Genomic DNA, 14,080 nt, shown 5'->3' with positions numbered 1-14,080 from the left:
TATTTCAAGGAGATGTCGCTATGAGCCTTCCAATCAATCCTCAACGCAGTATGCGTGCCGCTGTCTGGCACGGCCGTCACGATATCCGTGTCGAAGACGTTCCGCTGCCAGTGGCGCCACCGGCCGGCTGGGTGCAGATCCGTGTGCAATGGTGCGGAATTTGTGGGTCCGATCTGCATGAGTACGTGGCCGGGCCGGTGTTCATACCGGTTGACGCACCGCACCCCCTGACCGGGATCAAGGGCCAGTGCATTCTCGGTCACGAGTTTTGTGGCGAAATCGTCGAGCTCGGTGCCGGGGTCCAGGGTTTCAGCGTCGGCGAACCGGTGGCGGCCGATGCCTGCCAACATTGCGGCACTTGCTACTACTGCACCCACGGGCTGTACAACATCTGCGAGAACCTGGCCTTCACCGGACTGATGAATAATGGTGCCTTCGCCGAACTGGTCAACGTGCCGGCGAATCTGTTGTACAAGTTGCCGGCGAACTTTCCAGCAGAAGCCGGGGCACTGATCGAGCCTCTGGCGGTGGGCATGCACGCGGTGAAAAAAGCCGGGAGCCTGCTGGGTCAGAACGTTGTCGTCGTGGGTGCGGGCACCATTGGCTTGTGCACCATCATGTGCGCCAAGGCTGCCGGTGCGGCTCAGGTGATCGCGCTGGAAATGTCTGGCGCGCGCAAGGCCAAGGCCCTGGAAGTGGGGGCGAGCCATGTGCTCGATCCCAAGGAATGCGATGCCCTGGCTGAAGTGCGACGCCTGACGGGTGGGCTCGGGGCGGATGTCAGCTTCGAATGCATCGGCAACAAACACACGGCCAAGCTCGCGATCGACCTGATCCGCAAGGCCGGCAAGTGCGTACTGGTGGGGATCTTCGAGGAGCCCAGCGAGTTCAACTTTTTCGAGTTGGTGGCTACCGAAAAACAGGTGCTGGGTGCGCTGGCCTATAACGGTGAGTTCGCCGATGTGATCGCCTTTATCGCTGATGGTCGGCTGGATATCACGCCGCTGGTGACGGGGCGCATTCAGTTGGAGCAGATCGTGGGGCAGGGCTTCGAGGAACTGGTCAACAACAAGGAGCACAACGTCAAAATCATCGTGTCGCCCGCTCGAGTCTGAAGCGGCTGAATCGCACGATGGACCAGGCTGGTCGCAAGCGGACAAGGGCTACGACGCTGAGTACCTGCGACGCTATTGCGACCAGCGCAACATCATTGAACGCAGGTTTGGCGGGTTGAAAGAGAACCGGACCCTGGATTTGAGACGCGTCAGCCCAAAACCGGGTTAGAGTGCTCATCAAATGTCTGTTCATAAGGTCCCTCCACTCGATTCGCATCGTCGCGCCAAGCGTTTCCAGCGAACGAACCGGGCAAAAAAACCGTCTATCAATCGTTATTTGAAAAATGAATCGTCCGCTGTTTGTTTCACTCGATGGGCCCAAGGGAACCGGCAAAACCACGCTGTTGGAGGCCGTTACGAAAGTACTGAGGGCCGACAATAAAATGGTGATCCGGCTTTGTGAGAAAAAAAGCGATCCCGGCAGGGGTGAAACAATGGCCCTCGTCAACCAGCTCGTCAGAAATCCCGGCCGGGAGTTGGAGTGGGGGGTTTGTGAGCGCTTTGCCGATAGCCGTGCCTGGATTTCCCGGCATGTGCTGACTAAACAGCCACCGGGCAGCATCATCTTGATTGATCGCTGGTACCCGTCTGATGCGGCGTTTCGCCGGATAATCCCGTTTGCAGACATTCTACAGTTAAACATTGAGCGAAACGTGCGAGTGCCAGACCTGCATGTCGGGGTTGTCACTGCCCCTGAAGTTTCATGGGCCAGGGCCGCGGCACGACAGCGCGGGCTGAGCAGTACGGTCATCCATAAGCTGGAAGAGCAGGTCGCTTGTACCCACGCGTTCGAACGAGCGATTGCGGATCACGGCTGGGTTCTATGCCGTAATGAAGGAACGATCGAAGACGCAACGATGCAGGTGATTTCTGAGATCTATAGCGTCCTTGAATGTCCGGTAGATGCGGTTGAGATAGCCGAGGTTTAGAGCGTTGGCCGGATCGAAGGGGGAATGTGTCGCCGCAGCGGTAGCGGGCTCACGGGGCAGGACCTGAGCGAGGCACCGAACGACAGGCGCCAAAGCGCCTGGTTGCCTGGCGCTTCTCCAAGTCACTCGCTGTCAAAGCGAAACCGCCAGTAGCGATCACCGAAGACACGGACATCTACACCGTAGTGAACCGCATCCCGAGCACCACTGGCGATTACGAAACCGTCACCGCATGACGGTACTCAGTCCTGGCCGCATGGCTTGCCGTGCGTACCAGCAACAGCACCGAGCCCAGCACCGGCAGGCTCACCAGCATCAGCGCATAACGCAGTGACTCCTGGCCATAGACCGGCAGCAGCAGGTCGCTGAACAGGCCGACGAGCAGCGGACCGACACCGACTCCGAGCAGGGTGCTGATGATGGTTTGCAGGGCCATGGCACTCCCGCGCCGACCCGGGGGCACGAGTTGGGTCACCAGGTTGTACGACGGCGCAACCCACCACACGGCAAAGAACGCGTACAGGGCGCACCAGAGCATGGCCGTGGGGATGGGCACATCGCCGATGCGGATCAGCACCGAGTCGGACCAGAGCAGGTAGGGTATCAGCGCACCGAGCGCCGTCAGGTGGCCCAACACCGGAATGGACAATTGCCAGTGCGGGTGACGGCGGCTCAGGCGATCACTCAGCCAACCGCTGAACAGCCCGCCGATCCCGGCCGAGATACCGCAAATGACCCCGGCCAGTAGCCCGGCGTGTTGCAACGACAAGCCGTGGGAGCGCACCAGGAAACTCGTATTCCACATGCCGACGGCGTAGGAGCTGAGTGTGGTCAGGCCGCCGGCGAGTATCAGGCAGCGATAAGCCGGAAAAGTCCAGAGCTCACGAGCTTCGGCCCTCATGCCCAGCAACGGGGAAGGCGCTTGCGCGTGGGGCGTGAGGTCCCAGCGGCCTCGTTGTGGATCACGGACGACAAAGGCGAGCAGGGCGCTGAACAGCACGGCGGGCGCGCCAAGGGCAATGAACCCGGCGCGCCAGCCGTAGTGTTCGACCACCCAGGCGCCGATGCTCAGGCCGATGATTGAAGAAAAGGTGGGGGCGCTGGTGAAGCAACTGATCGCCAGGGAGCGCCGTTGCGGAGGATACAAATCGGCAATCACCGACAGCGAGGCCGAGGTGGTCGGCGATTCGCTGACGGCCACCAGCATGCGCGCAATGGCCAGCGCCAGGAAACTTCCCGCCAACCCGCAGGCCATGGTCGCCCCTGCCCAGAGCAGGCAAGCCATGGCCAGCAAGCGGGTGCGTGGCATGCGATCGACCAGCCGTCCCGCGGGCAATCCCATAAGGGCATACACCGCCGCGAACGCCAGGCCGGAAATCAGTCCCATGGCCGTATCGCCGACGCCGAATTCCGATTTGATCGGTTCGATCATCACCGCGAGTATCTGTCGCCCGACGAAGTTGTCGGCGAACACCACGGCCAGCAGCAACAGCAAACCGTGGCTGCGCCAACCGACCCTGGCCGGTGGCAGCGTGCTCCTCGGGTTCGCGCTCATCGTGGTGCCCAAAGATCCGGCAAGCCAGGGTCGCTCACCACAATCAGGCGCTTGAGCAAGACCTTCAAGGCTTGTGCATCGGCGGCGCCGAGTTTGACCGAAAGGTCTTCCTCGACAGCCTTGGCCAGTGCCAGTTGATGCAGCGACACCTCCCGGCCCTGCGCGGTCAGGACAAAACGCAAGGCATCGGTTGTCCCCTCGATCGCCACCAGGCGCTGGTGTTCGAGGAAGCGCATGCTGGCCAGGGTGACTTCGCGGCCGGTGTACGCCACGAAGGTATTGATTTCTTCGAGGGACAGGTTGTCGCGGATACACAGAATGGACAGGATGAAAAACGCCATTTCGTCCAGCTGCTGATGACTCAGCATCTGCCGCAGGGCATTGAGCACCTGATAGTGGCCGCGTCCCAACAGATAGCCGAGCAAGTCCTCGGTGTAGCTGCATTCCGGAGGCGGCGGTGTGGTGGCCAGACGCAGCTCACTGCGCGGCTTGCGGGTCGCCAGGGCATATTGGCCGCTCTGGAACGCCAGTGGCGCGCGGTCGCTGTGATCGAACGCAAGCACTTCGCCGACAAAAATCACATGGTCGCCGCCTTCGTACTGGAACGCGGTGCGGCACTGGAAACGCGCTGTGCAGTCCTGCAGCAACGGCGCCTCGCTGACGCCATTGTCCAGCTGGATTTCCGAGAACTTGTCCTCGCCTTGGGTGGCGAAGCGTCCCGACAGGGTTTCCTGTTCAGTGGACAGCACGTGGACGTTCCAGTGCTTGCCGCTGGTGAACACCGGCAGGCTGCGGGCCTGCTTGGACAGGCTCCAGAGCACAAGTGGCGGGTTGAGCGAAACCGAATTGAAACTGTTGGCCGTGATCCCCACGGGTGAGCCGTCTTCGGACTGGGTAGTGATGATCGTGACCCCGGTGGTAAAGGTGCCGAGTGCGGCACGAAAAGCCTGGGGATCGAAACTGACGTTTGGCGTTGCCATGACTGGCCTCATGGAGTTGGATTTTCGTAGGGCCAGTATTGGTTCCGACACGCTATTAAACATCGTCTCAACGGACTAACAGATTCGGGCGTGCCTCGTCCGATCGGACGAGGCGGCGCGGGGGCAGGCGGGGCTAGGGTGATGGCAAGCGCATCGGGCGCTTCCCGGCCATGGGGCCAGTACCTGCAAGGGGGCACGAATGAGTTCCGTCACATCATCCGTCGAGGGGCTTGCCAGCCTGTTATCCCGGCAAAAAAACGCATTCGCCAGCGCCGGTGCGGTGAGCGCTGATACCCGCCGACGCCGACTTCAGCAGGTCATCGATCTGCTGGTGCGCCACCATGGGGCGCTGACCGAGGCGATCGACCTGGATTTCGGCGGCCGGCCTGCCGGTTTCACGCTGATGAATGACGTGGTGGGTGCCCTGGCTTCGCTTAAATATGCGCGGGACCATCTGCAAGACTGGATGCAGGATGAACCGCGTGCGCCGTTCGCGCCTTACGATCAACTCGGCGCCAAGGCCTGGGTGATGCATCAACCCAAGGGCACGGTCGGCATTCTCGGGACCTGGAATGCGCCGTTGTATACCTTGTTCAGTCCCCTGGCCTCGGTATTGGCAGCGGGCAACCGGGCCATCCTCAGGCCGTCGGACGTGGTACCGCGCACCGCCGAGCTTGTGGCGCAGTTGTTCGCCGACCACATCGACCCGCTGGAGATCGCTGTGGTCACCGGTGACGTCGAACTGGCCGAAGCCTTCAGCGCCCAGCCGTTCGATCACCTGGTGTACACCGGCAGTACCGCGACCGGGCGGCTGGTCATGCGCAACGCTGCGCTGAACCTGGTGCCGGTGACGCTGGAGCTGGGTGGCAAGTCGCCGGTCATCGTGACCGCCAGCGCCGACCTGAAAAAAGCCGCTTTCAGCATCGCCGTGGGCAAGGCCTGCAATGGCGGGCAGATCTGTATCAATCCGGATCTGGTGTACGTACCCAGGGCGCTGCTCGAATCCTTCCTCGACGCACTGCGTGCAACCTACAGCGAACTCAACCCTTCGGTGGCTGGCAACCCGGACGTGGTGGCGGTGGTCAACCAGCGGCATCTGGATCGGGTCGAAGGCTATGTACTGGATGCCCAGGCCCGGGGCGCCCGCATCGAGAGCGTGCCTGAACCCGTGGCGGCCAATGCCGATGATCGGCGCCGTCCGTTGCGCGTGGTAGTCGACCCTGCGCCGGACAGCGTGATCATGCGCGAAGAAATTTTCGGCCCGGCCATGGTGGTACTCACCTATGACGAGCTCAACTGCGTCCTCGACGACATTAATGCGCGTCCGCGTCCGCTGGCCCTGTATTACTTCGGCGAAGACCCGCAAGAGCAGCAATACGTACTGGATCGCACCGTGTCCGGCGGGGTCACCGTCAATGACGTAATGATGCATGCGGCGATGCACGACGCGCCGTTCGGTGGCGTCGGCGCTTCGGGCATGGGCCATTACCATGGCCACGAAGGATTCCTCGAATTCAGCCACCAGCGCACCGTGTTCAAGGCGCCGGCCCATGACCCGCGTCGCGAATGGGGACTCTTGCCGCCGTACAGCGAACACTTCCTGACGGCCATGCTGGCCAGCGTGACTGCCGACTGATCCCGTGCGGGGCGCTTCCGGCGCTGCGCACGCTGCACGAGACAAGCCATTGTTCATGTTCAAGACAATCACGATCGCTCAGCGTCTGTGGCTTTGGGCGCTGTTGGCCACCTTGTTGTTCGTGCTGGCGGTCGGTTTTGGCGCCCACGGCCTGCAACAGGCGCGCGACAGCCTGCGAGCGATCAACGAAGACAACCTGGCGACGCTGTTGGTGTTTGGCGAGGTCCGGCAACGCCTCGATGAGAGCCGGCGCCAGGTTCTGCTCGCCATCCAGCAAGACCCCGAGGGCCCGTTGGTGGCGGCGTTCGACCGTCCCGTCGAAGCCACCTTGAGCGCAATCGAGACCAGCAACCGGACGCTTGATCTACGCTGGGCGCAGTACCGCCAGCGTACGCTGAGCAGTGAGGAACAACAGGCGGCCGACGCCTTTGCCGCGCATTACCAGGCCTGGAAGGACGAGTTGCAAATCCTTCTGGAAACCTTTCGAGCCGGCGACTTCCGATTGCCGGGCATTCTTTCATTCCTGCGCATGGCCGAGCCTGAGGGCGATGCCGCCGTGCTTGAGCTGGGCAAGTTGCAAGCGATCCAGCAGGCGGCGGCCGAGCACGCGTATGAAGCGGCGCAGCAACGCTATCGCTCGACCTTGATGGCGTATCTGGCATTGGCCCTGTTCGGTGTATTCGCGGGCAGCCTGACCGCGTTTTCCACCCTGACCCGGCTCAAGCGTGCCTTTGCCCAGGCGGGTGCCAGTGTCCGCGCCATCGCCGCTGGCGACTTGTCCCGGACCATCGAGGTCAAGGGGCATGACGAGTTCTCGCGGATGCTGGGTGACATCGCGGCGATGCGTGACAACCTGCACAGGCTGATCTCGCAAATGCGCGTGCTGGTCAAACGTGTCAGTTCTGAGGCCAGGCACATGGCCGAGTCGGCGGAACTGGCCTCGTTGGCCACCCGGCAGCAGGCTGATGCGGTGCGCGGCATCTCCAGCGCGGTCGAACACCTGTCGGGGTCGATCGGTGAAGTGGAGAATCATGTGAGCATGTCGCGCAGCATCACCCAACACTCGGCGGCGCGTTCGGGCAAAAGCGAAGATTTTATCCGCGACATGGCCCGGGAGATGAACCGTATCAGCGATGTGATCAGCGATACCGCGGTGCATATTCGCGAACTGGAAGATTTTTCCGGTGAAATCAGCCATGTGCTCAATGTGATTCGCAGCATTGCCGAGCAAACCAATCTGCTGGCCCTGAACGCCGCAATCGAAGCGGCGCGGGCGGGCGAGCAGGGGCGTGGGTTTGCTGTGGTCGCCGACGAAGTCAGGATGTTGGCGCAGCGTACCGCCCGCTCGATTGGCGAGATCGATCTGACGGTGCAACGCATCCAGGAAGGTACGCTGGCGGTGGTCGACGGTATGGGCCGGGTGGTGGACCGGGTGAATGACGGGGTCAGCCTGGCGCATCAGGCCGGCGACTCGGTGGCGCAGATTCGCAGTGGCACCGATGACGTGATCCGCAGTGTCGACACCATTGCCACGGTGATCACTGAACAGGTGCGGGTGACCCGGGAAATGGTCGCGCGGGTCGACAGTGTCTCGGCGGGCACCGGCGCGCTGTCGGCCGGCGCCGGGCGAAGTGCGATTGCCGCGTCGGACCTGGAACAACTGGCGCAAGAGCTGGATCAGCTGTCGTCACGCTTCAACGTGGTTTGAATGCCTGGCGGGACAGGGTTGTTCGCCGAAAGAAAAAAGCCGTTTAATCACCCTTAAAACAATAATTGACAGGGCGCGAGACCATTATGCAGAACGACGAATACCGATTCATGACTGCCCAGCCATCCACCGCTTCCGACGCTGCGCAGAGCGGCTGGCCCCGTCGCAGCGTGCTCAAGGCCGGCGCGCTGGCCGTGGGGGTTGGCCTCCTCGGGCGATTCGCCGATGCCCGCTCCGAAGGACTGTCCAGCAGTGACTACCAGGGGCTGGACGCCTGGGCGATGGGCCAGGCGATCCGTAGTGGCGAGCTGCAACCGGCCGACTTGCTGGCGGCCGCGCTGGCGCGCTGCCAGGCGGTCAATGGCCGGGTCAAGGCGGTGAACATGTTGCACGAGGACTACGCCAGGGCGCTGTTGGCCCAGCGTCGCGCCGCTGGTACTGAGAAACAAGGCGCGCTGGCCGGTGTTCCGGTACTGATCAAAGACCTCAATACCTATCTGCAAGGCACCTCGACCAGCAACGGTTGCCGTTTATTCAAGGATGCGCCGCCCGCACCGCGGACCAGTACCCTGATCACCCGCTACGAACAGGCCGGCGCCGTGCCCTTCGGCAAGACGACGTGTCCCGAGTTCGGCCTGACCACCACCACCGAATCCAAGCTGTGGGGGCAGACGTGCAACCCATGGAACCTGGCCATGAGCGCCGGCGGATCCTCCGGTGGCGCGGCGGCCGCAGTGGCCGCCGGCATCGTGCCCGTCGCCCATGCCACCGACGGCGGCGGCTCGATCCGCATTCCGGCGTCCTATTGCGGTCTGGTGGGACTCAAGCCCAGCCGTTATCGCACACCCAGCGGTCCGGGGCATTTCGAAGGCTGGTTCGGTGCCAGTGTCGCCAACGTCGTCTCGCGTTCGGTGCGTGATACCGCTCTGTTTCTCGACGCGGGCCAGGGTCATGAGGCCGGTAGCGCCTATTGGAGCCCACCGCTGTTGCGGCCCTATGTCGAAGAATTGCAGCGCGAACCGGGCAAGTTGCGAGTCGCCGTGGTTCGCCAGTCGCTGACCGGTGCCGCGCTGGAACCGGCGATTGCGACCACGCTGGAGCAGACCATCAAGCAGTTGCTGGGGCTGGGGCATGAAGTCGAGGAACTGACGCTGAACATCGACCCTGGCCAGTTGTTCGGCGCTCACGGCGCGGTGATTGGCACAGCCTTGCGTACGGCCATTCAGGACCGTGAACAGGTGCTGGGGCGGGCTGCCACCGAGCAGGACCTGGAGCAAATCACCCTGGTCAACCTTGGACGAGCCAAGATGACCACCGGCGAAGCCCTGTATCGCGCCCGGCAGTCGTTCGAAAGCATCGGCGCGACCATGGAGCAACCCTTCGAGCGCTTCGATGTGATCCTCTCACCGGTGACCGCCAACCTCACCCCGCAACTGGGCCTGTTGACGCTGGATCAGCCCTGGGACAGCTATGCCCATCACGCCATGGGTAGCGCCGGTTTCACCGTGTTGGCCAACGTCAGTGGGCAACCGGCCATTTCCCTGCCCCTGGGACAGAGCGACCGCGGCATGCCCGTGGGCATGATGTTCACCGCCCGCCTGGGAGGTGAAGACGGACTGTTGCGTCTGGCCCACCAGTTGGAACAAGACCGCCCCTGGGCGGCAAGGCGCGCAGTCCTCTGAGACACCGCACACCTGTTGTGGCGAGGGAGCAAGTTCCCTCGCCACAAAAACGCGCTGTCACCCCAAGCCATCCCTCGCAGCACCGGCAAGCGCCCTACGCACACACGCCTTCCTAGTCCGCTTTGACGATGAGCACGGCCCGTGCAGCCCCGATCATGGGTTGCACTCCGCCCGCGTTCGCGCAGCGTCGACGGCGGTTATTTCTGACCTCAGCTAATGGCACAACAATAATGACGGCTCAAGTTCAGTCTCAGACCCACTACGACGTGATTGTCGTTGGTTCGGGAGCAGGTGCAATGACGTCGGCGGTGTTCCTCGCCGACCAGGGTTTCAGCGTGCTGATCGTGGAGAAAAGCGATAAGTACGGTGGCACCTCGGCGATCTCCGGCGGCGGCATCTGGATCCCCAACAACCACTATTTTGCACGCCTGAACGGCAACGACGATTACGACACGGCGTTGCGTTATCTGAAGGCCGCGGCGGGCGATCAGGTTGAGGAAATCCGCCTTCGCACCTATCTGGACAACGCACCGAAGATGATCGAAGCGCTGGCCCGTACCAGCCGGGTGCGCTACGCGGTGGCCTCCAAATACCCCGATTATTACCCGCACCTGCCGGGCGCCTTGCCGGGCGGCAGGACGCTGGATCCGGAATTCTTCGATACCAGCCTGTTGGGTGACGAACTGGTCAACCTGCGCAAACCATCGCCCTCGACGTTGCTCATGGGGTGCATCGCCTGGACCGCCCGCGATGCGCACAAGGTCATGGCGCGCAGCTTTGGCTGGCGCCTGCTCATCATGGGCCTGATGCTGCGATACAAACTGGACTTCAAGTGGCGTCGTAAAAGCAAGATAGATCGACGTGCCTCGCTGGGCAGTTCGCTGGTGGCGTCGCTGCGACGCTCGCTGATGGACCGCCATGTACCGTTGTGGCTCAACACCGATTTTTCCGGGTTGCTCACCGAAGGCGGGCGGGTCAACGGCGTCACCGTGCGGCGTAACGGGGCCGAGATGCAATTGCACGCGCGCCATGGCGTGATCCTGGCGTCCGGTGGTTTTGAACAGAACCAGGCACTGCGTGAAAAATACCTGCCGCAACCGACCCGCATGGCCTGGAGTGCAACCCCTCCGGGGAATAACACCGGCGCGGCACTGGAGGCCGGGCTGGCGCAGGGGGCGGCCACTGCCTTGATGGATTGGGCCTGGTGGGCCCCGACCATCGCCGTACCGGGCGAGGAAAAACCCCGGGGGATCTTTGCCGAGCGCGCGTTTCCTGGCGCCATCGTGGTTAACAGCCTGGGGCAGCGCTTCGTCAACGAGGCCGCTCCCTACCTCGAATTCGTCGATGCCATGTACCGCGACAACGGACTCACCGCTGGCAAGTCGGTGCCGGCCTGGGTGATTTTCGACGGGCATTTCCGTTTCAACTATGCGATGGGACCGTTGATGCCGGCGCAGATCATGCCCGACAGCCGCTTGCGCAAGGAATGGCTGAACACCCTGTACTGGAAGGACGAGTCCCTCGCCGGGCTGGCCAGGCAGATCGGTGTCGATGCCGTCGGTCTCGAAACCACCGTGGTCAAGGTCAACGAGTATGCGCGCACGGGCAAGGACTCGGACTTCGGGCGCGGCGACAATGTGTTCGACCGTTACTATGGCGACAGCACCATCAAGCCTAATCCGTGCCTGGCACCGTTGCGCAAGGGACCTTACTACGCCATGCGCCTGGATGCGGGAGACATTGGCACCAAGGGTGGTTTGCTGACCAACGAACATGCACAGGTGGTCCGCGAGGACGGCGCGCCTATCGACGGGCTGTACGCGATCGGCAACTGTTCGGCATCGGTGATGGGGACCAGCTATCCGGGCGCCGGGGGCACCCTGGGGCCGGCGATGACCTTCGCTTATGTGGCCGCCAACCACTTGGCCAGCCAGCGATAGGAGGGCGTATGGCGACGTTCGATGACAGCTTTTGCACCCCGATCCAGACACCCTTGCAAGTCGCCGACAGCGGTGCATTGGTGTGGGACGAGCATTGTGATGTGTTGATTATTGGCTGGGGCGCAGCCGGGGCCTGCGCGGCGCTCGAGGCACGTGCCCAGGGCGCGGATGTGTTGATTACCGACCGCTTTACCGGTGGCGGTGCCAGCGCCAAAAGCGGCGGGGTAGTCTACGCCGGTGGCGGCACTCGGCATCAGCAGGCCGCGGGCTATAACGACACCCCCGAAGCGATGTTTGATTACCTCAAGCATGAAACCCGAGATGTGGTCAGCGACGACACCCTGCGGCGCTTCTGTGCCGACAGCGTCAGCAACCTCCAATGGCTGGAAAGTCACGGAGCGCCCTATGGTCACCGGATGCCCCCGGGTGGCAAGACCTCGTACCCGCCGGATGGTTATTTTCTCTACTACTCCGGCAACGAGCTGGTCCCGCAACACGGCGGGCCATTGCCGCCGGCACCCCGGGGACATCGTACCGTCGGCAAGGGGCAGTGCGGAGCCGTGCTGTATGGCCACCTCAAGGCCGCGTGTTTGCGTGCCGGGGCGCGGCCGCTGCTGCAAGCGGCGGCGAAACGCCTGGTGGTCGATGCCCAAGGCTGCGTGCTCGGTGCCGAGCTCTGGTGCATGCCGCCCGACAGTGCGCAAGCGCAGTTGCATGCGCGCCTGGCCGCTCGTGCCGAGCGCTTGCAGAATTTTGCCCCGGGTTACTGCAGGAAACTGCGGGAGCGGGTCGGCCAGCTCGAACGGAATTACGCCCGGCCAAGGCTGGTTCGCGCCAGGAGCGGCGTCATCCTCAGTACCGGCGGGTTCATTTTCAATCGCGAGCTGATCAAGCGCCATGCGCCGAAATTCCAGCGAAATTTCAAAGTGGGTGCCACAGGGTGCGATGGCAGCGGCCTGCGGCTGGGGACCAGCGTCGGCGGTCAGGGCTCGGGGCTGGAGCGCGTCTCGGCCTGGCGTTTCATCAACCCGCCGTACAGTTGGCACAAAGGCTTGGTGGTCAATCGCGAAGGCCGGCGTTTCTGCAACGAAGAAGTCTACGGTGCGACCCTGGGGCAACCCTTGATGGAAGAGCAGGGCGGCAAGGCGTGGTTGGTGCTGGATGCGCCGTTGCGCAAGAAGGCCATCCGTGAGGCCTTGTTTGGAGGCTATTGGTGGTTTCAAAGCTTTCCGGCCCTGGCCCTGATGCTGTTCAAGGTGCGCAAGGGCAAGCACCTGAGCGAGTTGGCCGCCATTACCGGCATGAACGCGACGGTGCTGCGCGAATCGGTGCTGGCCGCCAACGCTGCAGCCCGTGGCGAGGCGCCCGATCCGTTCGGCAAGTCGCCGGGTGGGCGTCAGGTGCTCAATCATGGGCCGTTTTATGCCGTCGACATTTCCGTGACTAACCCGGTCTTTCCATTGGGTGCCCTCACGCTCGGCGGGTTGCGGGTGGACGAGGACAACGGCGCGGTGCTCGACGGCAACGGGCTGGCGATACCGGGTCTGTACGCCGCCGGGCGCACCGCGCTGGGCATTCCTTCGCACCTCTATATCAGCGGTTTATCCCTGGCTGACTGCGTGTTTTCCGGACGCCGTGCCGGAGCGGCCGCCGCCCGGTTCGTGGACCCACAGCAGCAGGCCTTTGCACGAGAGACGACATCATGACGAACAACCACAACAACACGAATGGCCGTGTACTCGGCAAGGTTGCACTGGTCACCGGAGGTGCAAAGGGCATCGGGCGGGCCAGCGCTCGCCTGTTGGCGGCGCAAGGTGCCCACGTGCTGATCAGCGACCTGGATGTCGCGGCGGGTGAGGCCTTGGCCGCCGAGATCGGTCCGGCGGCGACCTTTATCCGGCATGACGCCAGCAGTGAGAGCGATTGGCGCGACGTCATGGCTCATCTGCGCGAGCGACACGGCCGGCTGGATATTCTGCTGAACAACGCCGGCATCCTCCTGCACGCCAACATCGAGGACGCGACGTTGCAGGACTGGCACAAGGTCATGCGGGTGAACGCCGACAGCGTATTCATCGGGTGTCGCGAAGGGATCGCACTGATGAAGCAAACCGGTGGTTCGATCATCAACCTGTCATCGGTCGCGGCCCTTGCCGGGCGCGACGATTACGTAGCGTACAGCGCCTCCAAGGGGGCGGTGGCGGCGTTGTCGCGTTCGGTGGCGGCGTTCTGCCGGCGCCGAAAATACCGGATTCGCTGCAATACGTTACACCCGGACGGCGTCCTCACCGACATGACCCGTGGCAGCTTCCCCCAAGGCCTCGATCCGACGCGCCTGACCATCGACAGCGACCCTATGAACCGCATGTGCCTGCCCGAGGACGTCGCCGCCAGCGTGCTATTCCTCGCCAGCGACGAATCGCGGGCGATCAACGGCGTCGAGCTGCGCATCGACAGCGGGCAGATGATCATGAGTATCTAGCGGCCCGTCACGCGGTTTGTCTGCAGCATGCAGACAGCCCGCGTGACCCTGGA

General features: G+C 63.0%; 10 protein-coding genes. 8 read left to right on the top strand and 2 right to left on the bottom strand.

Annotated elements, in window-relative coordinates; genetic code table 11:
• The first annotated feature begins 50 nt into the window (after positions 1–50).
• Both AC1Q6D_RS09990 and AC1Q6D_RS09985 read left to right on the top strand, forming a co-directional pair.
• The gene (locus AC1Q6D_RS09990) at positions 51–1,115 is read left to right on the top strand and encodes a 2,3-butanediol dehydrogenase (protein WP_236693142.1); all 1,065 of its coding nucleotides are present in this window, start codon (positions 51–53) and stop codon (positions 1,113–1,115) included.
• A 284-nt stretch (positions 1,116–1,399) separates the two neighbouring features.
• Positions 1,400–2,044 (top strand): dTMP kinase, encoded by a 645-nt coding sequence (locus AC1Q6D_RS09985; protein WP_103403191.1) that lies wholly within the window; start codon positions 1,400–1,402, stop codon positions 2,042–2,044.
• Between the two features lie 214 nt (positions 2,045–2,258).
• Here the strand turns inward: AC1Q6D_RS09985 and AC1Q6D_RS09980 are convergent, their stop codons facing one another.
• Positions 2,259–3,599, bottom strand: coding sequence for a spinster family MFS transporter (locus tag AC1Q6D_RS09980; protein WP_103403190.1), 1,341 nt, complete (start codon positions 3,597–3,599; stop codon positions 2,259–2,261).
• Positions 3,596–4,579, bottom strand: a complete 984-nt coding sequence (locus AC1Q6D_RS09975; protein WP_047529018.1) for a flavin reductase family protein — start codon at positions 4,577–4,579, stop codon at positions 3,596–3,598. The genes AC1Q6D_RS09980 and AC1Q6D_RS09975 overlap by 4 nt, the downstream gene beginning before the upstream one ends.
• Before the next feature lie 199 nt (positions 4,580–4,778).
• Here AC1Q6D_RS09975 and AC1Q6D_RS09970 point away from each other — a divergent pair, with 199 nt between their 5' ends.
• From AC1Q6D_RS09970 to AC1Q6D_RS09945, 6 genes are all read left to right on the top strand, one after another.
• Positions 4,779–6,215, top strand: coding sequence for a coniferyl aldehyde dehydrogenase (locus AC1Q6D_RS09970; protein WP_103403189.1), 1,437 nt, complete (start codon positions 4,779–4,781; stop codon positions 6,213–6,215).
• Between the two features lie 55 nt (positions 6,216–6,270).
• Complete coding sequence (locus tag AC1Q6D_RS09965; protein WP_103403215.1) at positions 6,271–7,923, top strand: methyl-accepting chemotaxis protein; 1,653 nt, start codon at positions 6,271–6,273, stop codon at positions 7,921–7,923.
• Between the two features lie 110 nt (positions 7,924–8,033).
• Complete coding sequence (locus AC1Q6D_RS09960) at positions 8,034–9,605, top strand: amidase (RefSeq protein WP_103403214.1); 1,572 nt, start codon at positions 8,034–8,036, stop codon at positions 9,603–9,605.
• Positions 9,606–9,835: 230 nt separating this feature from the next.
• Positions 9,836–11,545, top strand: a complete 1,710-nt coding sequence (locus AC1Q6D_RS09955) for an FAD-binding protein (RefSeq protein WP_103403188.1) — start codon at positions 9,836–9,838, stop codon at positions 11,543–11,545.
• Between the two features lie 8 nt (positions 11,546–11,553).
• Complete coding sequence (locus AC1Q6D_RS09950) at positions 11,554–13,251, top strand: FAD-binding protein (RefSeq protein ID WP_103403187.1); 1,698 nt, start codon at positions 11,554–11,556, stop codon at positions 13,249–13,251.
• Positions 13,248–14,027: an SDR family oxidoreductase gene (locus AC1Q6D_RS09945; protein WP_103403186.1), complete on the top strand. Its 780-nt coding sequence runs from the start codon at positions 13,248–13,250 to the stop codon at positions 14,025–14,027. Before AC1Q6D_RS09950 ends, AC1Q6D_RS09945 begins: the two co-directional genes overlap by 4 nt.
• Positions 14,028–14,080: the final 53 nt, after the last annotated feature.

This window comes from Pseudomonas sp. MT92 (assembly GCF_058792515.1).
Note: the sequence above shows the minus strand (reverse complement) of the source record. Positions and strands in the feature narration are given on the sequence as shown.

What these genes read in the sequence shown, in the direction of transcription:
- AC1Q6D_RS09990 (WP_236693142.1), top strand. Translation starts at nt 51, where the DNA reads ATGCGTGCCGCTGTCTGGCACGGCCGTCACGATATCCGTGTCGAAGAC.
- AC1Q6D_RS09985 (WP_103403191.1), top strand. Translation starts at nt 1,400, where the DNA reads ATGAATCGTCCGCTGTTTGTTTCACTCGATGGGCCCAAGGGAACCGGC.
- AC1Q6D_RS09980 (WP_103403190.1), bottom strand. Translation starts at nt 3,599, where the DNA reads ATGAGCGCGAACCCGAGGAGCACGCTGCCACCGGCCAGGGTCGGTTGG.
- AC1Q6D_RS09975 (WP_047529018.1), bottom strand. Translation starts at nt 4,579, where the DNA reads ATGGCAACGCCAAACGTCAGTTTCGATCCCCAGGCTTTTCGTGCCGCA.
- AC1Q6D_RS09970 (WP_103403189.1), top strand. Translation starts at nt 4,779, where the DNA reads ATGAGTTCCGTCACATCATCCGTCGAGGGGCTTGCCAGCCTGTTATCC.
- AC1Q6D_RS09965 (WP_103403215.1), top strand. Translation starts at nt 6,271, where the DNA reads ATGTTCAAGACAATCACGATCGCTCAGCGTCTGTGGCTTTGGGCGCTG.
- AC1Q6D_RS09960 (WP_103403214.1), top strand. Translation starts at nt 8,034, where the DNA reads ATGACTGCCCAGCCATCCACCGCTTCCGACGCTGCGCAGAGCGGCTGG.
- AC1Q6D_RS09955 (WP_103403188.1), top strand. Translation starts at nt 9,836, where the DNA reads ATGACGGCTCAAGTTCAGTCTCAGACCCACTACGACGTGATTGTCGTT.
- AC1Q6D_RS09950 (WP_103403187.1), top strand. Translation starts at nt 11,554, where the DNA reads ATGGCGACGTTCGATGACAGCTTTTGCACCCCGATCCAGACACCCTTG.
- AC1Q6D_RS09945 (WP_103403186.1), top strand. Translation starts at nt 13,248, where the DNA reads ATGACGAACAACCACAACAACACGAATGGCCGTGTACTCGGCAAGGTT.